This window comes from uncultured Tenacibaculum sp., assembly GCF_947494125.1.
GTDB lineage: Bacteria > Bacteroidota > Bacteroidia > Flavobacteriales > Flavobacteriaceae > Polaribacter.
Map to the genome: position 1 here is coordinate 332098 of NZ_CANLTU010000003.1, position 25232 is coordinate 357329.

26 protein-coding genes are annotated in these 25232 nt (G+C 30.1%); 16 read left to right on the forward strand and 10 right to left on the reverse strand.

The genetic code is table 11. The annotated features are described in order from the left end of the window. Window positions 1-50 precede the first annotated feature (50 nt). From Q0881_RS08240 to Q0881_RS08250, 3 genes are all read right to left on the reverse strand, one after another. On the reverse strand, window positions 51-890 hold the full coding sequence (locus tag Q0881_RS08240) for an AraC family transcriptional regulator (RefSeq protein ID WP_299158808.1): 840 nt from the start codon (window positions 888-890) through the stop codon (window positions 51-53). Between the two features lie 20 nt (window positions 891-910). Further along, window positions 911-1909, reverse strand: coding sequence for a pyridoxal-phosphate dependent enzyme (locus Q0881_RS08245; protein ID WP_299158810.1), 999 nt, complete (start codon window positions 1907-1909; stop codon window positions 911-913). A gap of 118 nt (window positions 1910-2027) precedes the next feature. Beyond that, the gene (locus Q0881_RS08250; RefSeq protein WP_299158813.1) at window positions 2028-4124 is read right to left on the reverse strand and encodes a S9 family peptidase; all 2097 of its coding nucleotides are present in this window, start codon (window positions 4122-4124) and stop codon (window positions 2028-2030) included. 140 nt (window positions 4125-4264) lie between these two features. Here Q0881_RS08250 and Q0881_RS08255 point away from each other — a divergent pair, with 140 nt between their 5' ends. The 5 genes from Q0881_RS08255 (at window position 4265) to Q0881_RS08275 (ending at window position 9650) form a co-directional block, all read left to right on the forward strand. Then, window positions 4265-4588 carry a YbaB/EbfC family nucleoid-associated protein gene (locus Q0881_RS08255; protein WP_299158815.1) on the forward strand — a complete coding sequence of 108 codons (324 nt, stop codon included), beginning with the start codon at window positions 4265-4267 and terminating at the stop codon, window positions 4586-4588. A gap of 7 nt (window positions 4589-4595) precedes the next feature. Next, window positions 4596-4889, forward strand: coding sequence for a DUF2752 domain-containing protein (locus tag Q0881_RS08260; RefSeq protein WP_299158817.1), 294 nt, complete (start codon window positions 4596-4598; stop codon window positions 4887-4889). Between the two features lie 15 nt (window positions 4890-4904). Beyond that, window positions 4905-5237 (forward strand): CCC motif membrane protein, encoded by a 333-nt coding sequence (locus Q0881_RS08265; RefSeq protein WP_299158819.1) that lies wholly within the window; start codon window positions 4905-4907, stop codon window positions 5235-5237. 219 nt (window positions 5238-5456) lie between these two features. Beyond that, entirely contained in the window at window positions 5457-8432 is a 2976-nt protein-coding gene (locus tag Q0881_RS08270) for a DEAD/DEAH box helicase (RefSeq protein WP_299158821.1), read from the forward strand. Window positions 8433-8486: 54 nt separating this feature from the next. Continuing rightward, on the forward strand, window positions 8487-9650 hold the full coding sequence (locus tag Q0881_RS08275; RefSeq protein ID WP_299158823.1) for a tail fiber protein: 1164 nt from the start codon (window positions 8487-8489) through the stop codon (window positions 9648-9650). Between the two features lie 75 nt (window positions 9651-9725). On the opposite strand, the gene rocD is transcribed toward Q0881_RS08275, so the two are convergent. From rocD to Q0881_RS08290, 3 genes are all read right to left on the reverse strand, one after another. Next, the gene (gene rocD / locus Q0881_RS08280; protein WP_299158825.1) at window positions 9726-10964 is read right to left on the reverse strand and encodes an ornithine--oxo-acid transaminase; all 1239 of its coding nucleotides are present in this window, start codon (window positions 10962-10964) and stop codon (window positions 9726-9728) included. A 217-nt stretch (window positions 10965-11181) separates the two neighbouring features. Then, a complete protein-coding gene (locus tag Q0881_RS08285; protein WP_299158828.1) occupies window positions 11182-11565 on the reverse strand; it encodes a DUF6768 family protein in 384 nt (127 codons plus the stop codon). 4 nt (window positions 11566-11569) lie between these two features. Beyond that, the gene (locus Q0881_RS08290) at window positions 11570-12115 is read right to left on the reverse strand and encodes an RNA polymerase sigma factor (RefSeq protein WP_299158830.1); all 546 of its coding nucleotides are present in this window, start codon (window positions 12113-12115) and stop codon (window positions 11570-11572) included. A gap of 136 nt (window positions 12116-12251) precedes the next feature. Here Q0881_RS08290 and rlmD point away from each other — a divergent pair, with 136 nt between their 5' ends. The 9 genes from rlmD (at window position 12252) to Q0881_RS08335 (ending at window position 19209) form a co-directional block, all read left to right on the forward strand. Continuing rightward, window positions 12252-13703 (forward strand): 23S rRNA (uracil(1939)-C(5))-methyltransferase RlmD, encoded by a 1452-nt coding sequence (rlmD, locus tag Q0881_RS08295; RefSeq protein WP_299158833.1) that lies wholly within the window; start codon window positions 12252-12254, stop codon window positions 13701-13703. Between the two features lie 6 nt (window positions 13704-13709). Beyond that, window positions 13710-14186: a DUF6452 family protein gene (locus tag Q0881_RS08300; RefSeq protein WP_299158835.1), complete on the forward strand. Its 477-nt coding sequence runs from the start codon at window positions 13710-13712 to the stop codon at window positions 14184-14186. Next, window positions 14167-14865, forward strand: a complete 699-nt coding sequence (locus Q0881_RS08305; RefSeq protein WP_299158837.1) for a DUF6048 family protein — start codon at window positions 14167-14169, stop codon at window positions 14863-14865. Before Q0881_RS08300 ends, Q0881_RS08305 begins: the two co-directional genes overlap by 20 nt. 60 nt (window positions 14866-14925) lie before the next feature. Then, window positions 14926-15873: a 2-oxoglutarate and iron-dependent oxygenase domain-containing protein gene (locus Q0881_RS08310; protein WP_299158840.1), complete on the forward strand. Its 948-nt coding sequence runs from the start codon at window positions 14926-14928 to the stop codon at window positions 15871-15873. 4 nt (window positions 15874-15877) lie between these two features. Next, window positions 15878-16201 (forward strand): translation initiation factor, encoded by a 324-nt coding sequence (locus Q0881_RS08315; protein ID WP_299158842.1) that lies wholly within the window; start codon window positions 15878-15880, stop codon window positions 16199-16201. A 152-nt stretch (window positions 16202-16353) separates the two neighbouring features. Continuing rightward, window positions 16354-17298: a DUF1835 domain-containing protein gene (locus tag Q0881_RS08320; RefSeq protein WP_299158845.1), complete on the forward strand. Its 945-nt coding sequence runs from the start codon at window positions 16354-16356 to the stop codon at window positions 17296-17298. Next, window positions 17299-18168 (forward strand): nucleoside phosphorylase, encoded by an 870-nt coding sequence (locus Q0881_RS08325; RefSeq protein ID WP_299158847.1) that lies wholly within the window; start codon window positions 17299-17301, stop codon window positions 18166-18168. Further along, complete coding sequence (locus Q0881_RS08330; RefSeq protein WP_299158849.1) at window positions 18169-19029, forward strand: substrate-binding domain-containing protein; 861 nt, start codon at window positions 18169-18171, stop codon at window positions 19027-19029. It abuts the gene before it with no gap. An 18-nt stretch (window positions 19030-19047) separates the two neighbouring features. Continuing rightward, window positions 19048-19209 (forward strand): hypothetical protein, encoded by a 162-nt coding sequence (locus tag Q0881_RS08335; protein WP_175578764.1) that lies wholly within the window; start codon window positions 19048-19050, stop codon window positions 19207-19209. Between the two features lie 53 nt (window positions 19210-19262). On the opposite strand, the gene Q0881_RS08340 is transcribed toward Q0881_RS08335, so the two are convergent. Then, window positions 19263-19904, reverse strand: a complete 642-nt coding sequence (locus Q0881_RS08340; RefSeq protein ID WP_299158852.1) for a protein-L-isoaspartate(D-aspartate) O-methyltransferase — start codon at window positions 19902-19904, stop codon at window positions 19263-19265. A gap of 129 nt (window positions 19905-20033) precedes the next feature. Between Q0881_RS08340 and Q0881_RS08345 the strand changes: the two genes are divergently transcribed. Then, entirely contained in the window at window positions 20034-20993 is a 960-nt protein-coding gene (locus Q0881_RS08345) for a Gfo/Idh/MocA family oxidoreductase (RefSeq protein WP_299158854.1), read from the forward strand. Between the two features lie 36 nt (window positions 20994-21029). Further along, window positions 21030-21917, forward strand: coding sequence for a 3-hydroxybutyryl-CoA dehydrogenase (locus tag Q0881_RS08350; RefSeq protein WP_299158857.1), 888 nt, complete (start codon window positions 21030-21032; stop codon window positions 21915-21917). A gap of 60 nt (window positions 21918-21977) precedes the next feature. Here the strand turns inward: Q0881_RS08350 and Q0881_RS08355 are convergent, their stop codons facing one another. From Q0881_RS08355 to Q0881_RS08365, 3 genes are all read right to left on the reverse strand, one after another. Then, complete coding sequence (locus tag Q0881_RS08355; RefSeq protein ID WP_299158860.1) at window positions 21978-22931, reverse strand: MoxR family ATPase; 954 nt, start codon at window positions 22929-22931, stop codon at window positions 21978-21980. Window positions 22932-23031: 100 nt separating this feature from the next. Then, window positions 23032-24411 (reverse strand): peptidylprolyl isomerase, encoded by a 1380-nt coding sequence (locus Q0881_RS08360; protein WP_299158863.1) that lies wholly within the window; start codon window positions 24409-24411, stop codon window positions 23032-23034. After that, entirely contained in the window at window positions 24374-25231 is an 858-nt protein-coding gene (locus tag Q0881_RS08365; RefSeq protein WP_299158866.1) for a hypothetical protein, read from the reverse strand. Before Q0881_RS08365 ends, Q0881_RS08360 begins: the two co-directional genes overlap by 38 nt. Window position 25232: the final 1 nt, after the last annotated feature.

A 25232-nucleotide genomic window follows, 5' to 3' on the forward strand; every position in this document is an offset into this window, starting at 1 on the left:
AAGCTTAAGTGTTACAAGATAGGTTCATCTTGTTATGAAAAAAGGTCAAATTAAATTTCTGATGGATTTATTCCAAACTGATTTTTAAAAGCACTACTAAAGTTTGATAGATTGTTATACCCCAAATCTAAATATACGTCAGAGGGAGTCATTTCTCCATTCTCTAAAAGTTCTTTCGCTTTGTTCAATCGTTTACTTCTAAACCATTTCCCAGGAGATTCATTATATTCTTTAATAAAATGTCTTTTAAAGGTTGAAAGACTCATATTGCATAAAAAAGCAACCTCATCTAAAGTTAGCGATGTATATAAGTTTTTTTCTATCGTCTTTTTTAACGGAGATACTTCTTCTGATATTAATGAAAATAAATAATCTTCAAATGATTGTCCATACTTACTAATTAAGTATAATAACAACTCGTCAAATTTTAAAGACAGTAAGTTTTCTACTACTATTGAGGTGGCATTTTTAATCGTATTTAAAGAGTTCAAATACGAATCTATATAAGCATCGTTTTCAATAAGGTAACAAGAGTTAGACCTTACTTCTCTTTCTTTGGCATTCCCATGCTTTTTAAAAAATTCTTTTAATTTTTCTTCTGAAAAGAACAAAAGCTTACAATAGTATGTTTCTTCTGCATCCAACAATTCACTCCAAAGGCAATTTCCTTTTTTTATTAAAATTGATTGAGAATTGTCTACTAAAAATGCGCCTTCAGCAAAATGAACATGTTTTTTACCTTTTTGTAAAAAACTAAACATATGCATGTTTAGATTTACCTTGGTTTTAATAGCGTCTTCATTCATTTTAAGGTCATACACAAAAAGCTCAGGAAGTTCCGTGCTTGTTGTATAAGATTCCGGTATGTTATCTATAGATTCTTTGCTCACTAAGATAGTTTCTTAAACTGTTAATTTAAGAAACCTTGTTCTTGCATCCAAGCGTCAGAATAAATTTTGTCCATGTATCTTATACCATGATCTGGTAAAATTACCACAACCACACTATTTTCATCAAACGCACCTTTGGCTGCATATTGTTCCGTTGCTTGCATTACTGCTCCTGAAGTATAACCACAAAATAGCCCTTCAGTTTTAACCAGCTCTCTCGATTTTAATGCTGCTTCTTTATCTGAAACTTTTTCGTAGACATCAACTACATCGAAATCGGTTGCAGATGGAATTAGGTTTTTACCTAATCCTTCTATTTTATATGGTGAAATTTCTTTAGAATCAAACTCTCGAGTCTCATGGTACTTTTTAATAACCGATCCTATCGCATCAACTCCTAAAATTTGGATATTTGGATTTTGCTCTTTTAAATAACGCCCTGATCCAGAAATAGTTCCTCCTGTTCCACTAGCTACCACTAAATGTGTTACTTTTCCTTCTGTTTGTTCCCAAATTTCTGGCCCTGTAGTATGGTAATGTGCTTCTATATTCAATTCATTAAAATATTGATTGATATAGATTGAATTTGGTGTTTCTTTATGAATTGTTTTTGCTCTTTCATAATATGAACGAGGATCATCTGCTGCTACATTTGCGGGACATATATGTACCTCTGCTCCCATAGTTTTTAAAACATCTATTTTGTTCTGAGATGATTTATCACTTACAGCCAAAATACACTTATAACCTTTTACCATGGCTATCATAGCCAAACTAAAACCTGTATTCCCTGAAGTAGTTTCTACAATAGTATCACCTGGCTTTAATATTCCTTTCTTCTCAGCATTTTCAACAATATGTAAAGCTATTCTATCCTTAGCGGATTGCCCTGGATTAAAAGCTTCTACTTTCGCGTAAAATTTACCAGGCAAGCCTTTTATAATTCGATGTAATTTAATTAATGGTGTTTGCCCTACTAATGCTAGTATATTATCGGCTATTTGTTGATTTCTGTCCATTTTATTTTATAAAAAAAACGTCATTACGAGGATGAATAACGAAGTAATCTTTTGTTGAGACTGTTTCCTTCGTTGCTCTCGCAATGACGCTTACACTCAATCGAGCGCAAAAATATAATTATTTTTTCAACTTATCTTCTAACATTAAAAAGAATGTATATTCTTCTGCTGTTTCTTTTAAAGCATCGAACCTTCCTGATGCTCCACCATGTCCAGCTTCCATATTGGTATGTAAAAACAACATCTTATCATCTGTTTTTACATCTCTAAGCTTAGCTATCCACTTTGCAGGTTCCCAATATTGTACTTGACTATCGTGTAAACCTGTAGTAATTAACATATTTGGATATGCTTTTGCTACTACTTGATCGTATGGAGAGTATGATTTAATATAATCGTAATATTCTTTATCATTAGGATTCCCCCATTCGTCATATTCACCTGTAGTTAATGGAATACTATCATCTAACATGGTTGAAATTACATCTACAAATGGTACTGCCGAAATAATTCCATTGTACAATTCTGGGTTCATGTTTACTATTGCTCCCATTAATAAACCTCCTGCAGATCCTCCCATTGCATATAAATGTTCTGGTGAAGTATATCCGTTATCTATTAAGTATTTAGAACAATCGATAAAATCGGTAAATGTATTTTTCTTGTTTAACATTTTTCCGTCTTCATACCATTCTCTTCCTAAATATTGGCTTCCTCTAATATGCGCTAACGCATATACAAAACCTCTATCTAATAAACTTAAACGAGTTGTTGAAAATCCATCAGAAATTGTGTACCCATAAGAACCATATGCATATTGTAATACTGGAGTATTTTTATCAATCTTAGTTTCTTTATGATGTACTATTGATAATGCTACCTTTTTTCCATCGCGTGCTGGTACCCAAATACGTTTGCTTACGTAATTATTCTTATCAAACTTTCCGCCTAATACTTCTTGTTCTTTTTTGATTTCTTTTGATTTATCTTTCATATTGAAATCAATAACCGAACTTGGAGTGGTCATAGAATTGTATGAGTAACGAATTACATCTGTATCAAACTCTGGATTTGCGTACACTCCTGCTGAATATGTTTCTTCATCAAACGGTAAGTAATAATCTTCTACTCCATCCCAACGCTTAATTCTAATTTTATTTAATCCGTTATTTCTTTCTTCTAAAACTAAATAGTCTTTAAAGATTGAGAAATCTTCGAATAATGTATCTTCTCTATGTGGAATAACATCAACCCAATTCTCTTTCGTAGTTTTATCTTCTGGAGTTTTCATCAACTTAAAGTTGGTTGCTCCATCTTTATTCGTTTTAATATAAAAATGGTCTCCGTAATGTGCTATATCATATTCTAAATCACGCTCACGTGGTTGAACCATTCTAAATTCTCCATTAGGATTATCTGCTTCTAATACTTGATATTCTGTTGACACTGTATTGTACGAACCTATTACTAAGTATTTTTTCGATTTTGTTTTGGTTACAAAAGTTCCAAATGTTTCATCTTTTTCTTCAAAAACCAATTCATCTTTAGCAGAATCTGTTCCTAAAACATGCTTGTATATTTGTGAACTACGTAATGTTTTTGGATCTTTCTTTGTATAGAATATTGTTTTATTATCGTTAGCCCAAACAGATCCACCTGTAGTATTATCAATCTTATCTGGATAAATTTCTCCCGTCTCTAAATTTTTAATCTTTATAAAATACTGACGACGGCTTACCGTATCTGTTGCAAAGGTTGTTAATTTATTATCTGGCGATATACTTAAACCTCCTAATTGAAAATACTCATGTCCTTCTGCTTCATCATTCACATTGAACATTATTTCTTCTGCTGCTTCTAAATTACTTTTCTTACGACTATAAATAGGGTATTGTTGTCCTTTTTCATATCGTGTAATATAAAAATACCCACTTTTTTCATAAGGCACAGACTCATCATCTTCCTTAATACGACCTTTCATCTCTTTAAATAACTCTTCTTGAAACTCTTTAGTATCTTTAGTTATTTCGTCGTAATATGTGTTCTCAGCTCTTAAGTAATCATATACTTTTTGAGTTTGTTCATCTTTAACTTCAGCATTTTTTTGCTCGTCTGTTAAACGCATCCAAAAGTAATCGTCGGTACGTACGTCTCCGTGTTTCTCTAAGGTAGTTGGTTGCTTATCAGCTACTGGAGCTTTTATATCTTTCTTCATTTCTTGTTTTTTGCAGGAAGCAAAAATAAGACTAAATGAGATAGCGGGGAACATATTTTTTTTCATTTTTATTTAAGTTCATTAAATTCTTTGTGAAAATACTATTTTTGCTAGTATATAAATAATAAATACAAAGATTGATGTTTGGAGATATTTCTGGTATGATGGGCAAATTAAAAAACGCTCAACAAAAAGTTGAAGAAACTAAAAAACGTTTAAATACTGTTTTGATTGATGAATCTGCTGCCAACGGAACTATAAAAGTTACAGTTACTGCTAATAGAGAAATAAGAGCAATTTCTATAGATGAATCTATTTTAGAAGACAAAGAAGAATTAGAAGATTATTTAATTTTAACTTTAAACAAAGCACTAAAAAGAGCCGGAGAGATTAATGAACAAGAATTAGCTGTTGCTGCCAAGGCTGGAATGCCAAATATTCCTGGTATGGATATGTTTAAATAATAAAGAAATGCTTGTACAGCTTGATGATTATATGTTGCCATGTTTAAACAAAAAATTCTTTGGAATTGATTGTTTAGGTTGTGGTATTCAACGTGCTTTATCTTTAATTTTTAGAGGTGAATTTGTAGAAGCTTTTAAAATGTATCCTGCTATATACACGTTACTTCTTTTAGCTATTGTTATTATTCTTAACTTCTTTTATAAAGTTAAATATGCTCAAAAAATAATCAGTATTTTAGCTGTAACAAATATTCTTATTATTGTAATAAGTTATGTTATAAAAATGAATCAATTAATCTAAAAATTATATAAAACTATGGAAAAAATGAAATTACCTAATTCTACAACTGCATTAGTATTAGGAATTTGTTCTATAGTAACTTGTTGTTGCTATGGAATAATTGGATTACCTCTTGGTATTGTTGCTTTTATTTTAGGTAACAAAGCTGTTAAACTTAATAATCAACACCCAGATGAGTATGAAGGTGTAAAAAACGCTAGTGCTGGTAAAATTTTAGGTATAGTAGGTATTATTCTTAATGTTGTTTTTATCGCTTATATTATTTGGATTTTATCTCTAATCGGATGGGATGCTTTAAGTGATCCAGATGTACTAATGGAAAGAATGAATGAATTAAAAAATAGATAATAAAAAAAAGCGACCTAATTAGGTCGCTTTTTTTATAGTACTCGTTTTGTTATTTTCTATTTACCGCATATTTTATTTCACTGGAAATTAAACGACTAAAAACGCTCCTTTTTTTTAGTTAATAAAAAGCTATTAAAAAAGCAGAATTAACAATTTTAATCTTTTATTTTCGCCTCCCCCTTATTTAAAAAACACAAATTTCTGACATAAGGAACAAACATGGTAGACGAAAAAAATTGGTTACAATACTATAAAAATAGTTTATTTGATAGTGAAAACTTAGCAATAGATATTGCTAAAATCAAAAATCTTTTTCATCAAAACACTTCCGATTTAAGCAATGCCTTGATTAATTCTAAGCAAATAAATGAATTATTAGATGTTGAAGAACGAAGAATTAATAGATTAAAAGGAATAACAAAAAAAGACAACCCTAAATGGCATAATGTTGAAGAGACTAGAATTCTTGTTGCTCCTTTTCATTTAACTTATCAAACAGACAATCCAAAATTTAAAAACCGTACTATTCATCCTTTTTGGATAACTGTAGTAGCGAATCGTTCAGGGCAATTATCAGCTCCAAAAGAACTGTTTCCTTTAATTGTTCGGAACTATTTAACTCCAATGGCAGATGTAAAAAATGATTTTATTTTTTCATCAATAGACTCCATTTTAGACGCTAAAGACATAGAAGCTCCAGTTCCTGAATATGAAGACGAACCTGTACAATGGGATGAATATTGGGATTATATAAACGATGTTTTTTTAGAGGTAACACATAATAATTTATATAGTTATAAAACTGAGGGGTACAATACTATACATCAACTTACTTATTTTGCTGTCAGCTCAAAAATTGCAACAGCAAAAAGTATTCTTTTTTTATATGAAAACTTATTAAAAGATGAAGAAGAACTTCCAGCGCTTTCAAAAATAATTAGCCCATACGTTAGAGAAAGAAGAGAAGCTATTACTGATAAAAGTTTTTTAAACTATAATCATTTACATTTAGGTCAAATGTCTAATGAATTTCCTTTATCAATTAGTCAACGCAAAACATTATTATCCTATTTAGTTGCCGAAGAAAATGCTGTTACTGCAGTAAACGGGCCTCCAGGAACAGGAAAAACTACTTTATTACAAAGTTTAGTTGCTACCGAATTTGTTAAAGCGGCTATTAAAGGAGAAGACGCTCCTATTATTGTAGCTTGCTCTAATAATAACCAAGCTGTTACCAATATTATTGATAGTTTTATTAATTCTAAGAGTACAATGGAAGGTTTATCTGAACGATGGATTCCAGATTTTAATGGGTATGCTACTTACCTACCTTCTAATTCTAAAAGCGAAAAAACGCTAAAAGGAATTAATTTCTTAAAAGGGAATTTATTTAAACATGAAGGTACTTTATGTAATTTAGAAAATGAAGATTATGTACAAGAAGCTGCTTATTATTTCTTAACTAATTATTGTAATTACTTTAATGTATCCTCAAACTCTCTTGAAGATGCTTGCAATCATTTACAAGATGAAATAATTGCCATAGAAGATATTTTAATAGATGGAGTTGAATTTTCAGAAAACTATATAACTTCAATAGAGAATATTAACAATATACTTTTACATGAAGAAGACTTTATAAATAAAGACGATTTTAAAATTGGGAAACTTAAAGAATGGAGAACTATTATTACCAATTTAAAAAATGCATCAAAAGAACCAGATTTTAAAACCAAAATTCAGCAATATTTTAAAATAGATTCTGATTTATCTAATACTGAAGAATGTATTTTTAAGATTACAAAAGACACTTTTGAAAATCATCAAAAAACAGTTTCTTTTATAAAACAAAGTATTGTTAATCTTAATTTAATTTTACAATCCCACTTAAAATTAAAAAACTGGAAATTTGAAAATAACATTACTGGTTTCCCTTCTACCAAGGAAACACAAATGTGGGACAATGAATATGAAAAATTAAATTCAGACAATAAAAATAATCGTTTTTATTATGATGAATTAGATGTAAACTTACGCCATAAAGCATTTCTTTTAGCTACACATTACTGGGAAGCACGTTGGTTATTAGAAACACAAGATGCTTTAGAAAATGAAACAGAAAGAGGAACAGGTGAATACCCTGTAAAAGCGAAATGGAAACGCAGAGCTATGCTAACGCCTTGTTTTGTTGCTACTTTTTACATGGCACCTACTCATTTTTTATTCAGTCAATTTCAAGGAGAAAATGAATATGGAAAACCTGTTTTCGAATACCTGCCTTTATATAACTTTTTAGATTTATTAATTATTGATGAAGCAGGACAAGTAACACCAGAGGTTAGTATTCCTATGTTTTCTTTAGCTAAAAAGGCATTTGTTGTTGGAGATTTAAAACAAATTGAACCTATCTGGTCCATCCCAGAAAGGATTGATGTTGGTAATTTGTCTAACCTCAACATGCTTGAGAATGAAAATGATACTTCATATTTAAATAACATTGGTTTTTTAGCTTCAAGTGGAAGTATTATGAGAATGGCACAAAATGCATGTGAATACGAAACCCCTTTAGCAGAAGAAAAAGAACAAGGATTGGTTTTATTAGAACACCGTAGATGTAATGATGAAATTATTAATTTTTGTAATGAATTAGCTTATAATGGTATTTTAAAACCAATGAAAGGAAAGGCTAAAGAAACACAAGCCTTCCCGCCTATGGTTGCCTATCATATAGAAGGTGTTAGTGAACGCAAATACAATAGTCGCTGCAATATAAAAGAGGTAAACGCTATTATAACATGGTTACAACAAAATAAAGAAACCATTCAAGAAGCATATGGAGTAGACACCATTGAAAGTCAATTAGGAATTATTACACCTTTTGCTAGCCAAAAAGGAGAACTTTCCAAAGCTTTAACTGATGCTGGTTATAAAGTAAACGATATTAAATTAGGTACGGTACATGCTTTACAAGGAGCTGAACGTAATATTATATTATTTAGTTCTGTATATTCTAATGAAGATGAAGGAACCATGTTTTTTGAAAAAGACAACAAGCCTAACATGTTAAACGTAGCAGTTTCTAGAGCTAAAGAAAGTTTTATTTTATTTGGTGACACCCGAATCTTTGATGAAACTAAAAACACCCCTTCTGGAGTCTTAAAAAAGCATTTACATGTTCATGAAATGGTGAATTAAAATAATATTCACACAAAATTGCATTTATTATATTTACACAAAAATTAAACTACTATGAAAATCAAATTTAAAATTGCTATCCTAGCTATAATAGGATTTGCATCAATTTCATTCGCCCAAGAGAATCAATTTAATATTACTAAAAAAGCTCCTTCTTTCCCAAATGGTATAGCCAATCAAGTTTCTTATATCGATTTTGGAGACATTAAATTTTGGGGATATGTAGAAATCACACTAACTGGAGGCTGGAACTATCAAAACAATGTTGGAAAATACACCAAACGATATGAAATAGGTAAAAATATTGGCAATTTATTATACAGATCTACAAGTGAAGTACCTTCTTCTTTTGGTTTGGTTTCTAGTCAATGGAAACTAGGTGAAGCTTTTTTAGATACTAACAATCATTTAAAAGTCCCTATCTATCATTTAGTATCTACTGGTAATGGATTAACTGTTAATATTACAGGAATTTCTGTAGTAAATTTTGATAAAAATTTAATTACTATTACCGCACCAACTATAGTTGCAAACAATGAAACTAGAGACTATGTAACTTATAAATCTCAAGTTAATTTTATGGATAAAGTAGGTATAGGGACTCTTAATCCTCAAAGTCCTCTAGATATTAAATCTTCAAAAAACAGAACACTTTCTTTAGATTTTACAGGAGCACAAGTAGGCTGGAAATATACTTGGCAATCCTTTAAAACCAATTCTGTAGAACAATGGAGAATAATAGGGCATGAAGACTCCAATTCATCTTTATCTTTTAGAAATGCAACGGGTAAAGACATATTAAATCTTTTACAAGAAGGTAATGTTGGTATAGGAACATTAACCACAGGGCCTCATAAATTAGCTGTCGAAGGTTCTATTGGAGCAAGAGAAATAAAAGTTTTAGCTTTTCCTAACTGGGCAGACTTTGTTTTTGATAACAACTACAATTTACCAACACTTTCAGAAGTTGAAAATCACATAAAAGAAAAGGGGCATTTAAAAGATATACCTAGTGCTAAGGAAGTTAAAAAAGACGGTTTCTTTTTAGGTGAAATGGATGCTAAACTACTTCAAAAAATAGAGGAGTTAACTTTATATACCATTGCTCAAGAAAAGCAGTTAAAAACTCAAGCAAACAAAATCAAAAACCTAGAAGCTCAAACTAAAGAAATTAAAGAATTAAAAGCTTTAGTAAAAAAACTTTTAAAAGATAAATAAAAAGAGGTAATTCCTCAAACAAAAAAAGCAACACTAAAATTTTAGTGCTGCTTTTTTATTTTATTAAAAGATATATTAAAACTCAGAAATTGTTTTCTTAATAATAGAAATACAATCCATTAATTGCTCTTCATTCATTACTAATGGTGGTGCAAAACGAATAATGTTACCATGTGTTGGTTTTGCTAATAATCCATTATCACGTAATTTCATACAAATATCCCAAGCAGTTGAGCTTTCTTCAGTATCGTTAATTAATACAGCATTTAACAAGCCTTTACCTCTTACTGATTTTACTAAATCTGTTTGATTTGCAAACTCTGCTAATTCTGCTCTAAAAATCTTACCTAAACGCTCAGCATTTTCAGCTAAACCTTCTTCTTGTACAACTTCTAAAGCCGCTATAGCTACTGCCGCGGCAACTGGGTTTCCACCAAAAGTAGAACCGTGGTTACCTGGCTTAATAACATTCATAATGTTATCATTTGCTAATACACCAGAAACGGGATACGCTCCTCCACTTAGTGCTTTTCCTAAGATTAAAATATCAGGGTTTACATTTTCGTGGTCTACCGCTAACATTTTTCCTGTACGAGCAATTCCTGTTTGAACTTCATCAGCAATAAATAACACATTATGCTTTGCACACAATGCTTTTGCTGCCGCTAAATATCCTTCAGAAGGAACATATACTCCTGCTTCACCTTGAATAGGTTCTACTAAGAAACCAGCAATATTTTTATCACTTTCTAAAGCTTCTTCTAAAGCTTTTAAGTTGTTATATTCAATTTTTATAAATCCATCAGTATAAGGACCGAAATTCTTACGAGCTACAGGGTCATTTGAAAAAGAAATGATTGTTGTAGTACGTCCGTGAAAATTATTTTCACAAACTATAATTTGTGCATCATTTTCATTGATTCCTTTTACTTCATATGCCCATTTTCTACATAGTTTCAAAGCCGTTTCAACAGCTTCTGCACCTGTATTCATTGGTAATAACTTGTCGAAACCAAAAAGTTCAGTAGCAAACTTTTCATATCTTCCTAACATGTCATTATAAAATGCACGAGAAGTTAAGGTTAATGTTTGTGCTTGGTTTACCATTGCACCAACTATTCTTGGATGACAATGTCCTTGGTTTACTGCAGAGTAAGCCGATAAAAAGTCATAATACTTTTTACCTTCTACATCCCATACGTATACACCTTCACCTCTACTCAGTACTACTGGTAGTGGATGATAATTGTGTGCTCCGTATTTGTTTTCTAATTCGATCGCTTGCTGCGAAGTTAATTGGTCTAAAACAGCCATTATAAAATAAGTTAAGGTTTATGCCTTGATTAAAACAAAGCATCGTTTGACATTTTTTATCATGCAAACATTAATAATTAAATCTCGCTTAGCGAGTAAAATAACTATTCCTGTTCTACCTTTATCCTTTCGAAGAAGCTTCGAAAATTCAGCGTGGGAAAGAAATCATCCCTAAAAAGTCCTGCAATTTACTAAATATTCAGGGCTTGATAAAATCTTACTCAGATATTTTTCCCGACAATGAAGAAACTTGCAATTCTAATCTTTTAATTTCTCGTAACAATGCATTTTTATCCATTTGCATCCAAGCAAATATTTTTAGCATACTAACTCCTAGTAAAAAAATTAAAGTTCCAACTCCCCATTGTATTAAATCTTTTGTAGCCTCAGATTCAAAAAACTGAATCATACAATAAATAAAAAGTCCGAAAAAAATTAAAGTCATGAAATTCATCAATATCATAATCCATTTATTCTTTCCCTGAAACAGTCCGCTAATCATTTGAAAAACATTCTGCTCATCTAATTCCTCATAAAATTTTGCTTCTTCTTGAGTTAAAGTTTCTTTTATTAATTTGTCAATGTCTTCTGGTTTATCCATAATTTTATTTTTTAATTATTTTTTTTAATTTTTCTCTTGCATGAAATAATCTTGACTTTGCTGTTCCTACCGAAATATTTAAAAACTCACTTATTTCTTTAAGTGAATACGATTGTGTATAAAATAATTTAACAACCATCTGTTGTTCTATCGATAATTTCTGAATTGCTTTTAGTAAATTGTTTTTCACTTCATCTTCTTCATTAACTTCGTTTAAAACAACATCATTCATATGCTCTTTATAATATTTCTGATGTTTATTTAATACTCTTTTATTAGTCCGTAACCAATCAATTGCTTTTCTATTTACAATACTAATTGCCCAACTTTTAAATCGTTCTGGTTTTTCAAGTTTATCTAATTTATGTAAAATAACCTGCCAACTCTCTTGAGCAACATCTTTAGCTATATCTCTATCTTTAACATACCAAAAAGCAAGCTTACAAAAATCTACGTGCCATTTTTTAACCAAAGTTGTAAATGCTTTTTGGTTTCCTTGTTTATAGGATAAAACCAATTCTTTATCAGTTATATTATTCAAAATTTTCATTATCAATTACACTACATAGACGTAAAAAAAACTAAAAGGTTCAATTTTCTTTTAAAAATAGAAATTTAAGTTTGAGTTTAAAGTATTTCAAACCATATCTTTTCCTAATTTTGCAAACCATAAATTATAGATTACAATGCCACGTAGAGAACGAAATAAGTTTGTTAAGAGGAATCAAGAATTAGAAATTTTAATTGAAGATTATGCCTTTGGAGGAAAAGGAATTGGAAGAATTCGTTCAGATGAAGGAGTTTTTGTTGTTTTTGTTCCTAATACTTTGCCAGGTCAATTGGTAAAGGCGCGTGTAACAAAATCAAAAAAGAAATATGCTGAATGTAAACTTGTTGAAGTTTTAAAACCTTCGGAAAATGAAGTAGAAGTTCCATATCAAGATATTCCAGGAGCACCATACATTCAATTACCTATTGACTTACAACATCAATATAAAAAAGAGAGCACACTTTCTTTGTTTAAAAGAATTGGTAAAGTAGAAAATATTGAAGGTTTATTTGATGAATTTATTGTTTCTCCAAATGTATTCCATTACAGAAATAAAATGGAATATGGTTTTTCTGCTATTGGTTACGATCGTATAAATAAAAAAGATGACGATTTCTTTACTTTAGGGTTTAAACGTAGAGGTGTTTGGTGGATGGGTGACAACCTAGATAAAGATTCTGGATTATTTGATGCTCAAGTTGAAGATAATTTAAAAATAATTAGAGAATATTGCGAAAATACTGGTTTAGCTCCTTGGCATGGGCCAAAAAAAGAAGGTTTCTTTAGATATTTTGTAGTTAGAAAATCATACAAAACTAATGAGTTACTATTTAATTTAGTAACCACTTCTTATGATTTACCAAAATTTGATTTACAAGCTTTTGCTCAATTATTAAAAAATATTTTTGGTGAACGCTTAGCTGGATTACTACATACTATTAACGATGAAGTTGGTGATAGAACTATAGCTACTTCTGGAAGTATTAATTTAATTACTGGTAAAGATAAAATTGTAGAGGAGTTATTAGGATTAAACTTTGAAATAAGCATGAAAAGCTTTTTTCAAACCAATCCAAAATCTGCTGAAAAACTATATACCAAAGTTGTAGATTACGCGTTAGAAAACAAAGAAGCAATAGACAATACTGTTGTTATGGATTTATTTTGCGGAACTGGAACAATAGGTCAAATAATAGCTTCAAAGTCTAATAATACAAAAATTGTAGGAGTAGATATTGTAGCCTCAGCTATTGAAGATGCTAAGAAAAATGCAAAGAGAAATAATGTTGAAGGTTTAGAGTTTTATGCTGCTGATGTTGGTAAATTTTTGAATGAGCACCCTCAGTTTAAAAACAAAATAAGAACTATTATTTTAGATCCAGCACGTGCTGGTATTGCTCCAAAAACACTTAAAAAAATCATAAATCTAAATGCAGATAGAATGGTTTATGTATCTTGTAACCCAGCAACTCAAGCAAGAGATACCGAAGAGTTAATAAATAATGGTTATCAACTAAAAAAGATTAGTTTAGTAGATCAATTTCCGCATACCGCGCATATTGAAACAGTAGTATTATTTGAAAAATAATTTTTAATGAAAAAGTGTATTTTATTTTTTATTCTAATAGCAGGATTCTTTTCTTGTGAAAAGGATGATTTTTGTGTACAGAATCCAGTTACACCAAATTTAGTTTTACGTTTTTACGATAAAGACGATACCAATGAATTGAAAGCTGTTCAACGTTTATCTATCATAGCACAAGGTAAAACGGATAGCTTGTTTACGAATCAAACTACCGATAGTATTGCTATTCCTCTAAATTCATTAGCAAAAGAAACTATTTATACGCTTAAGATGAATAGTGTTGATGGTAACATCGTTAATAATCAAATCGCTACACTTACTGTAAAATACAATCCAGAAGATGATTATGTTTCTCGTTCATGTGGATATAGAGTTATCTTTAAAGATGTAAACTTGGAACACACAGCTTGGATTAATAACTTATCTACTTCACTAATTACTAATATCGATAATCAAACAAAAGCTCATGTACAAGTATATTATTAGTCTTTGTTTTATCATTGTTTGTTTACAAGGATATTCTCAAAAAACAAATAATTCCGAAATAAAAAAAGATACGATAACTTATAAAACTGGTTATGGTTTACGAATTGGTGTAGACATCAGTAAGCCAGCATTATCTTTTGTAGATAAAAGTTATAGCGGACTTGAAATTGTTGGAGATTATCGTATTTCTAAAAATTGGTATGCAGCCACAGAATTAGGATATGAAAAAGAAAAAACCTTTGAAGATTTTACTACGTCAACATCAAAAGGAAGTTACATTAAGCTAGGTTTAAACTACAATGCTTACGAAAATTGGCTTGATATGAATAATGAAATCTATGTTGGAATGCGTTATGGATTTGCTCTTTTCGATCAAACTTTACATAGCTATAAACCAAATGTAGGAAATACTTATTTCCCTTCAAACACCATCGAAACTCCAATTACAGATACTGGATTAACCGCACATTGGACTGAATTCCAACTAGGTATAAAGGTTGAAACTTTCAAGAACCTTTTTGTAAGCGCAAGTTTTTCTTATAAAATTATGCTAAGTGTAGATGATCAAACAAATTTCAAAACGCTATATGCCCCAGGCTTTAACAGAGTCTTTGAAAGCAATACTGGTTTCGGATTTAACTACACTTTATCATACTTAATACCTTTTGTTAATAAGTAATTTTAATTACTATCCTTGTTTTTAATACCTTTACAATCATTTTTATAAAAGTTATTAACAATGAGTAAAGTCCCAAGTGTAAATTTAGCTGACTTTTTATCTAGCGATGAAAGCAGAAAACAAAAATTTATCAATGAAATAGGTAATGCGTATGAAACTATTGGTTTTGTAGCATTGAAAGGTCATTTTTTAGATGATGAACTAGTAGACAATCTATATAAAGAAATTAAAAACTTTTTCGATTTACCAACTGAGGTAAAAGAAAAATATGAGATTCCAGGAATTGGAGGACAAAGAGGATATGTTTCTTTTGGAAAAGAATCTGCTAAAGGAAAAAAAGAAGGAGATTTAAAAGAGTTTTGGCATTTTGGACAGTATGTTGATGCTGATTCTAAATATGCTAAAGAATATCCAGATAATGTAGAAGTTAAAGAACTTCCTGAATTTAACAAAACAGGAAAATTAACTTATCAAATGTTAGAGAAAACTGCTAAATACGTATTACGCTCATTAGCATTACACTTAGGATTAGAAGAAACTTATTTCGATAATTATATTAAAAACGGGAATAGTATTTTACGTCCTATCCATTATCCACCTATACAGACTGAGCCAAAAGGAGCAGAAAGAGCTGCTGCACATGGTGACATTAACTTAATTACATTGTTAATGGGAGCGCAAGGAAAAGGGCTACAAGTACAAGATCATGATGGAGTTTGGCATGATGCAATAGCACAACCAGATGAATTAATGATTAATGTAGGTGATATGCTATCTCGTCACAGTAATAATAGATTAAAATCAACTATACATAGAGTAACAAATCCTCCAAAAGAATCATGGGGAACTTCTCGTTATTCTATTCCTTTTTTCATGCACCCAGTTTCTGATATGAAATTAGATGTTTTAGAAAATTGTATCGATGATAATAACCCTAAACAATTTGAAGATATTACCGCTGGTGAATTCTTAGATGAGCGTTTACGTGAATTAGGATTAAAAAAGTAATTTAATGGATTTTCAAGATCAATTAAAAAACTTATTTCCAGAGCATCAGTTTGAAGAAAAACCTACGGAAGAAAAACCTGAAATTTGGCTTCAAGAGGATCCTATTCTTTGTAAATATGAAAAGCGCAAAGGAAAACCTGTTACAATTTTAGATGGGTATAATGGGGCTACTCAAGATTTTAAAAAGCTTGCAAAGGAAATTAAAACCAAACTAAGTGTTGGTGGTAGCTTTAAAGATGATAAAATTATTATTCAAGGTGATTACCGCGATCAAATAATGGAAATATTAAAAGATAAAGGCTTCAAAGTAAAACGTGTTGGAGGCTAATATTATTAAAGTGTCAAGAATGGTTATTCTTGACACTTTTCTTTTTTTTAAAATTTAAACTGTTAAAATACAGGTAATTAATAATAACGTATAAAAACGAACGTTTATTATATATCAATAGAAGAAATCAAAAAAAAGAATTCCTCATTATTATGACATCCTCATTATTACACATTACCAACGGAGATACAACTACTCTACAGCTTAAAAACTTAAATTTTAAAGGAGATATTATAACATGGAGAGAGATGTTATGCGAAGGCAAAACATCGGTTGACGTAGGTAGTGAAAGTTTTTGGAAAACTCGTTTTGATTTTTTAAAATCGTCATATAAGGTAACAAAAAGGAAATTCATTGATTACACCTTAAAAGAATATCGAAATCTTTGTAATCAAAAAGCACAAGATGAAATTGTTTTATGGTTTGAATACGATTTGTTTTGTCAAATAAATATGCTAGCTGTTATTAGTTGGTTAAAACGCTACAGAAAAAACCAACAAATTTCCTTAGTATGTAGTGGAAAAGTAGCAAATAGTGAAAAATTATTAGGTTTAAGTGAATTATCTATCACGCAATTAAAAGATCATTTTAAGAAAAGAATATTACTTACTCAAGATGATATTGAATATGCCGATTACATATGGCAACTTTATTGTTCAGACAGTCCTTTACAACTTGAAAACGCACATAAATTCAATACTAAATCACCATTTGTATATTTAGAAAACGCGATAAAAGCTCATTTACTTCGTTTTCCATCTATAGATAATGGATTAAATTATATTGAAAATAATATTTTAAAAACTGCTAAAAACAATACGTTCGAGACAAAGAATAAACTTATAAATCATTTATTAGTAAATCAAGAAGTTTACGGATATGGTGATATTCAATACATTAACAAAACAAATCAGTTAAAAAATTTATTTTCTTCATTTAACCCTGTTAAATTAAATAAAATAGGAAAAAAAGTATTGCATAATCAAACAAACTATTATGCTAAAATGCGTTCTGATTTTTCGTATCTTGGGGGCGCAAAAAAATACAGCTATCTATATGTAAATTCTACAAATAAGCTGTTAAAAATTACATCATAAATGAACATACAACATTCTGAACTCATCTTAAATCCTGATGGAAGTATATATCATCTAAATTTAAGGCCTGAGCATATAGCTACCGATATTATTTTCGTTGGTGACCAATATCGTGTAGATAAAGTTACACAACATTTTGACTCTATTGAATTTACTACCCAAAAACGTGAATTTAAAACCACAACTGGAACATATAAAGGTAAAAGGCTAACTGTAATTTCAACAGGAATTGGTCCTGACAATATTGATATTGTACTTAATGAATTGGATGCTTTAGTAAATATCGATTTAGAAACACGTAAAGTAAAAGAAAAGCACACGCAACTTAATATTACTAGAATTGGAACTTCTGGTTCGTTACAAGCTGATATTCCTGTAAATAGCTTTTTATTAAGTTCTCATGGGTTAGATTTAAATGGAATGTTATTATCATATCAAGTAGAAAATATTGCACATCCAGAATTAGAAGAAGCTTTTATAAACCATACAGGTTGGAGTTCTAAAAAATCATACCCTTTAATAGTTGCAAACGGAAAATCTTTAGAAGATAAATTAATGTCTGATAAAGTTTATAAAGGGATTACAGCTACTGCTGGTGGTTTTTACGGCCCACAAGGTCGTGTACTTCGTTTAGGATTGCAAGATGCTGAATTGAACAAAAAAATTGATAGCTTTAATTATAGCGATAACAGAATTACAAATCTTGAAATGGAAACTTCTGCTATTTATGGTTTATCAAAGTTACTAGGCCATAATGCTGCATCTATGAATGCATTAATTGCTAATAGAGCCAATGGTACTTTTAGTGAAAACCCTGGTCAAGTTGTTGCCGATTTAATTTTATATACTTTAGATAAATTAGTTGAGTAGATGCTAAAATTAAAAGTAGGTGGTGTACCAGAGCATTTCAATTATCCCTGGTACATTACCTTAAAAAATAAAGAATACACAAACAACAACATTAATTTACGTTGGCAAGACTTTCCTGGAGGAACAGGAGAAATGTGTAAAGCTTTACGATCTGGAAATGTTGATATTGCGATAGTACTTACAGAAGGTATTATTAAAGACATTATTAATGGTAACCCTTCTAAGATTACACAAACTTTTGTAAAAAGCCCTTTAATATGGGGAATACATGTTGGCGCTAAATCATCTTTCAAAAAAATTGAAGATTTAGAATATGCAACTGTTGCTATTAGTCGTTTTGGTTCAGGCTCTCATTTAATGGCCATAGTAAATGCACATAATAATGGATGGGATATAGATAAACTAAAATTTAAAGTTGTTGGTAATTTACAAGGTGGTATAGATGCTTTAACCAATGGTGATGCTGATTACTTTATGTGGGAACACTTTACAACCAAACCTTTGGTAGACAATAATACGTTTAGACGCTTAGGAGACTGCCCAACACCTTGGCCATGTTTCGTAATAGCAGTTCGTAACGAAGTATTAGAGAATAATTTTGATGAAGTTAAAAAAGTTTTAGACATAATAAACAACTGTACTACAAACTTTAAAAACATTGATAACATTGATAAAACACTATCCCACAGATACGAACAACAAATAGACGACATTCAAGAATGGTTATCTATTACAGAATGGAATGACGGAAAGCCAGTAACAAAAAATTTAATTACTCGCATACAAAATAAAATGCTTGAGTTTAACGTTATTGATGGGAAGAAAGATTCTGGTGAGTTAATCAGAAATATGTATATTTGATTTTTTAAAACCAAAAAAATGAAAAAAATAGTATTTATTGCAATTTGTGTAGTTAGTCTAGTAGGTTTTTCTTCTTGCGGAAGCACAAGCCCTTGTGGTTTAGCAAAAACTAATCAAACCAAACAAAACCAACATCAACAAGAAATCATAGTAGCTGATGCAACTGAGATAGCTGAATAAGTTGATGTTTCTTTTATTCAAATTCAATAAATCCGCTTTTTTAGGCGGATTTTTTAATTCTTCTTTTTTAACATCGGCACAAACTTAAAATCACCTAATTCATGTTTTTCAAATTCTTTTGGTGATTTACGAATAAAGAGTGTCATTATTTGTTCTTTATCACCTACAGGAATTAGTAACTTACCTCCTACTTTAATTTGTCCTAATAAAGCCTTAGGAACAAATGGCGCCCCTGCTGTTACAATTATTTTATCAAATGGCGCTTCTTCAGGTAAACCTTTATAACCGTCACCAAAAATAAAACGCTTAGGTCTATATCCTAATTTAGGTAAAAACAAAGATGTTTTTTTAAATAGTTCATGCTGTCTTTCTATTGAATAAACTTCAGCATTCATTTCTAATAAAACCGCTGTTTGATATCCAGATCCTGTACCAATCTCAAGAACTTTTTCTCCTTGCTTTACTTCTAAAACTTGTGATTGAAATGCTACAGTAAAAGGATGTGAAATTGTTTGTTCGGCAGCAATAGGAAATGCTTTATCCTGATAAGCGTGCGACTCAAAACTACTATCAATAAATAAGTGTCGTGGAATTTTTCGTACAGCATTTAATACTTTCGTATCATATATTCCTTTAGCCTCTAAAACGCTTGCTAATTGATTTCTAAGTCCTTGGTGTTTGGTAGTATCTCTCACAAATAGTAAAATTTCAACAGGCTAAAAATAGTAATAAATCTCTACAAAAGTGTATCTTTGTTAGCGTTGATTTTTATATAAATCATTTCTTTTTATATAAACACTCAAATAACTAATAATCTTTCACTTATGCTAAAAGCCGGAGTTTTAGGCGCAGGACATTTAGGTAAAATACACTTGCGTTTGTTACAACAATCAGAAAAATACGAATTAGTAGGATTTTATGATCCTTTTACTGAAAATGCACAAAAAGTAGCTAAAGAGTTTGGATACAAATTATTTAACTCTGTAGAGGAATTAATAAATGCTGTTGATGTAGTTGATATTGTAACTCCAACATTATCTCACTTTGATTGTGCTAAGCAAGCTATTGAAAATGGAAAACACATTTTTATAGAGAAACCAATTACAAATACTTTACAAGAAGCACAAGCTATTAGAACTTTAGCTAGTCAAAACCATATTCGTGGTCAGGTTGGACATGTTGAACGTTTTAACCCAGCGTTTACAGCTGTAAAAGATGTTATTGACACTCCAATGTTTATAGAAACACACAGATTGGCTGAATTCAATCCAAGAGGTACTGATGTTCCTGTAGTATTGGATTTAATGATTCATGATATTGACATTATTTTATCTGTAGTAAAATCGAAAGTGAAAAATGTACATGCTAGTGGAGTTTCTGTTATTTCTGAAACACCAGATATTGCAAATGCCCGTATTGAATTTGAAAATGGTTGTGTAGCTAATTTAACATCAAGTAGAATTTCTATGAAAAACATGCGTAAAAGTCGCTTTTTTCAGAAAGATGCTTATATTTCTGTAGATTTCTTAGAAAAGAGTTCGGAAATAGTAAAAATGAAAGATGTTCCTGAAAATCCTGATGAGTTTGCCATGATTTTACAAAATGCTGAAGGTGTGAAAAAACAAATTTATTTTGACAACCCAGAAGTTACACCAAACAATGCTATTTTAGATGAATTAGAGTCGTTTGCTGATGCTATTAATAATGATACAACTCCAATAGTTTCATTAAGCCAAGGAACTGAAGCTTTAAGAGTTGCTCAAATGATTATTGATTGTTTTTAACTCATTATAAATAAAATATAAAACTAAACATACAACATGAAGAATATCGCTGTAATTGGAGCTGGAACTATGGGAAACGGAATTGCTCATACTTTTGCTCAATTTGGATATAATGTTCAACTTATAGATGTAGCACAAGCTGCTTTAGATAAAGGAATTGCAACCATTACTAAGAATTTAGATAGAATGGTGGCTAAAGAAAAAATAACTGTTGAAGATAAAAACAATACTTTAAATAATATTACTACATATACTTCTATAAAAGAAGGTGTACAACAAGCTGCTTTAGTAGTTGAAGCTGCAACAGAAAATGTTAATTTAAAATTAAAAATATTTAAAGACTTAGATGAAGCTTGTCCTAAAGATACCATTTTAGCGACCAATACTTCTTCTATTTCTATAACTCAAATAGCGGCAGTAACTCAAAGACCTGAAAAGGTAATTGGAATGCATTTTATGAATCCTGTGCCAATTATGAAATTGGTTGAAATTATTAGAGGGTATAATACTTCTGATGAAGTAATGGATTTTACTGTTGATTTAACGAAAAAAATTAATAAAGTACCTGTAGAGGTTAACGATTACCCTGGTTTTGTTGCTAATCGCATTTTAATGCCTATGATTAACGAATCTATTGAAACGTTATATAATGGTGTTGCTGGTGTTGCAGAAATTGACACCGTTATGAAATTAGGAATGGCGCATCCTATGGGCCCTTTACAGTTAGCTGACTTCATTGGACTAGATGTGTGTTTATCTATTTTAAACGTAATGTATGACGGCTTTAAAAACCCTAAGTATGCTCCATGTCCATTATTAGTAAATATGGTTATGGCTGGAAAATTAGGTGCTAAATCTGGTGAAGGATTTTATGATTATTCTGAAAGTAGGAAAGCTGAAAAAGTTGCAAAAATGTTTTCTTAGTCTTTTAATACTTGATAAAAACAAAAAAGGAAGTTTCAAATTGAAACTTCCTTTTTTGTTTTAAAACAGCGAATTAATAATTTCTTTAATAGTAACTCCTTCTGCCTCTGCTTTATAATTTTTAACTATCCTGTGTGATAGTATTGGAATAGCAACTGCTTGAACATCTTCAATATCTGGTGAGTATTTTCCTTTTACAGCTGCATGTGCTTTAGCTGCTAAGATTAAATTTTGAGAAGCTCTTGGTCCTGCTCCCCAATCAATATACTTTTTAATTAAATCAGTAGATTTATCTGACTTTGGTCTTGTTTTACCGACTAAACCAACTGCATATTCTATTACATTATCTGCAACAGGAATTTTTCTAATTAATTTCTGTACTTCAATAATTTCTTCTGCAGAAAAAATAGCATTCACATTTTGATTAATTATTGATGTTGTACTTTTAACTACTTCTACTTCTTCTTCAAATGTTGGATATTCAAGATTAATAGAAAACATAAACCTATCTAATTGAGCCTCTGGCAAAGGATATGTTCCTTCTTGTTCTATTGGATTTTGAGTTGCTAATACAAAAAATGGTAAATCTAACTTATAATGATGTCCTGCTATTGTAACTGATTTCTCTTGCATTGCCTCTAACAAGGCTGCTTGTGTTTTTGGAGGTGTACGATTTATCTCATCTGCCAAAATAATATTAGAAAATATTGGACCTTTGATAAATTTAAAATGACGATTCTCATCTAATATTTCACTTCCTAAAATGTCTGATGGCATTAAATCTGGCGTAAATTGAATTCTACTAAAATTTAAACCTAATACATTAGAAATAGTATTTACTAATAATGTTTTAGCTAGCCCTGGAACGCCTACTAAAAGAGAATGCCCTCCACAAAGAACTGATAATAAAGTATAATTAACTGCTTCTTGCTGCCCTATTATAACTTTACCTATTTCTTGTTGTAGTTGTGAATACTTTTGAACTAAATTGTTTACTGCAGTTACGTCAGACATAAATTACTTTTTTATTACAATATTTTTTTACAAACTTTTATAAAATGAGATTCCCGCTTTCGCGGGAATGACAATATAAATATAATAAAATTATTATTTTTTATTTATTTTCTTTTTTCCAATCTTTTTTAAAAGTACACGCTTTATAATCGTTACCTAACTTTATATAAGTTTCTTGGATTTTATCTTTCGACCATTTAACAACTTCTTCTTCTTTCTTTTTTGCTAAAGCAAATTGTTGCATTCTAACATAATCTTTTACTAGGTCTGCCTTATGAGTTTCTGTTTTGTTTTTTAAGTATATAACTTTATACATTTTTTCCCCCTCACGAGTTTCATCATAAAAAACATCCGATAAATCACCTTTTTTAAGCTCACTAATTCTACCAAATAAATCTGGAGGCATTCTTGTTAACTCAAATGTTTTTTCATTTGTATATGGATTTATTATTAAACCTCCGTTATTTTTTGTGTCCTCATCCTCAGAGTATTTCTTTGCAGCTTCTTCAAAAGTTATTTTTCCTTCTTTTAAATCTGCTATAATTTTTTCAATTTGCTCTTTTGTTTCTTTTAACTTTTCGTCTGCTATCTCTGGCTGCATTAATATATGAGACACATCTCTTCCTTTTCCTTTTACTTTATTAAGTAAAACAATATGATATCCAAAAGGAGATTTAAAAGGTTCAGAAATCTCTCCTTCTTCTAATGAAAAAGCCACTTCTTTAAACTCTTTTACAAAACCAGTTTCTTTAGTTATTACCCCCATAGCACCTCCATTTTGAGCAACACTTGGGTCATCTGAATTTATAATTGCTTTTAATTTAAAACTTGCTCCGCCTTCTACTTGCTTTTTAATTTCATTAAGCTTATTTATAATACGATCATTTTCTTCTTTAGTTGGTTCTGCTTTTAACACCAATTGAGCTATCTCTACTTCAGCAGGTATTTCTGGTAACTCGTTTTTATCTTCTAAACCTTTAAAATAAACACGAACTTCTTCTGGAGTTACATCAACTTTTTCTGTAATTTTCTGTTGCTCTTTTTCTATAAGAAGATTTTCTTTTTGAACCCTACCTAATTCTTTCTTTAAATCTTCAATATCATTAAAACCATAAGCTTTAATTACTTTTTCTTCACTTCCATACTCATTAGTAAAATAAGCAATACTTCTTTGAACTCTTGAGTCGATATCAGCTTGAGCAACAGTTACACTATCAATTACTGCATGATGCGCTAATAATTTTTGCTGCATTAATTCTTCTAACATTTCACAGTCAGAAATTTTTATCTTCCCTTCACTTCTTAATTCAACTTCTTGTTTGAATTTATCTATGTCAGAATCTAAAACAATATTTTTACCTATTACTACTGCTACTCCGTCTATTTTAGCCTGTTGAGCATTTACAACTCCTAAACTAGCTAAAAAAAAGGTGAATAAAATACTAGTATTCTTTAAAGTTTTTGTTTTGAATTGCATCATTTATCAGCGTTTTTTCTATCTCTCTAATTAATTCTAATTTTCTTTTGTGTAAAATAATTTGCTTAATCCTTGAACTTACAAATGTTAAGGGTGCCGTAGCATTTTTTGGTAACATATTTTTTACAGCGACCAAATATACTCCTAAACTATCTTCTTTTTGTATGTATTTGGATATTTTTAACAAATTTTGCCTCGTTTCTCTCTGAAATGGAGCAATACTTTTCTTTAGATAATCTATTGTTACCCAAGTTGAGTCTTGTAATCGGTAAGATTTAAAATTTAACAAATAGCTTTCTAAGTCTTCTTTATCTTCTTCTTTATTAGATTTAAACTTTTTTATCGTCTCTTCTTTATCTAAAAAATCTTTACCAAAATGTACATATTCAAACTGTAATAATTCTTCATTTAATTTAAAATTATCTTTATTTTTCTGGTAATAAGAATCTATTTCAGTCTCTGTTACTATTGTATCTAATTGTTGCTTTATTAAACGTTCTTTATAGCCATTTATATATAAACTCTTTTTATAATCGTTTACTAAACTCTCTATTTTTTCACTATTTACTTCTGAAATATTTTCTTCTGCCTTGGCTAATAATAATTGTTGTTTTGCCCAAGAATTAATTAATCCTTTTACTATTACCAAACTATCTTTAGTAGTTATTCCTTTTGGTAATAAACTCTCTATATCTTTTTTATATAGATTTTTATTATAAACCGTTGCTATGGGTTTATCTTCTCTAAATTTTTCAGTTTTTAAACTAATTAAATCACAAGAAACAATCATTAATAACGCAATAAGAAAAAATATTTGTTTCATT